The 676-nt window shown below is 33.9% G+C and carries 2 protein-coding genes; both read right to left on the bottom strand.

The annotated features are described in order from the left end of the window. Positions 1–542: RNA-guided endonuclease TnpB family protein (locus GHT08_RS21905; RefSeq protein ID WP_163583499.1), on the bottom strand; the 542-nt coding region annotated here is incomplete at its 3' end. 11 nt (positions 543–553) lie between these two features. Beyond that, positions 554–676 (bottom strand): transposase (locus tag GHT08_RS21900; protein ID WP_193568342.1); only part of this gene is annotated, 123 nt, incomplete at its 5' end.

Genomic DNA, 676 nt, shown 5'->3' with positions numbered 1-676 from the left:
ATTTCTTTGGTTTCCATCTCCTTTTCATACTCTGTAAGAATTGAAATATAGTATTTTCCTGATGAAGTCATAGATAGTGTACAAGATTTGATTTTGTATTCGGATGGGATTTCTCGATGTTGTTTGATTTTAACCATTTTCAACTTAGGTAATTTGATATGACCATCCAACAGTTGAATGTTTCCGTTCACAACATTCGTAGTATAGCTTTGCTTATGTCGTTTGCTTTTGAATTTTGGGAACTTGGCATTCCCTTTGAAGAATGCTTTATACGCTTTATCTAAGTTTAGTTGAGCGTTTGCTAACGCTAAAGAGTCTACCTCCTTTAGCCACTCAAATACCTTTTTATATTTAGCAGGAGTAGGATGTTTTATCTTTTTCAAAGCTTCCTTATCATCTTTTAGGCTTTCATACGTTTCTTTACGTTCGGCTAACATTTTATTATAGATAAACCGAACACAACCAAATGTTTTGCGTATCATCAAAACCTGTTCAGCTGTTGGATATATTCTGAACTTGTACGCTTTATTTTGTTTAGCCATATCAAATCACCTCACTTTATCCCTTGATTTTCAATATATTTTTTTATCACTTCAATAGGTGAACCGCCAGTCGTCAACAAACAAAAACTTCTCGACCAGAACATTTCTTTCCATAACTTTTTACGAACATGGGG

Origin of the sequence: Gracilibacillus saliphilus, from assembly GCF_010994085.1 — a bacterium.
Taxonomy (GTDB): Bacteria; Bacillota; Bacilli; order Bacillales; family Amphibacillaceae; genus Gracilibacillus; species Gracilibacillus lacisalsi.
Note: the sequence above shows the minus strand (reverse complement) of the source record. Positions and strands in the feature narration are given on the sequence as shown.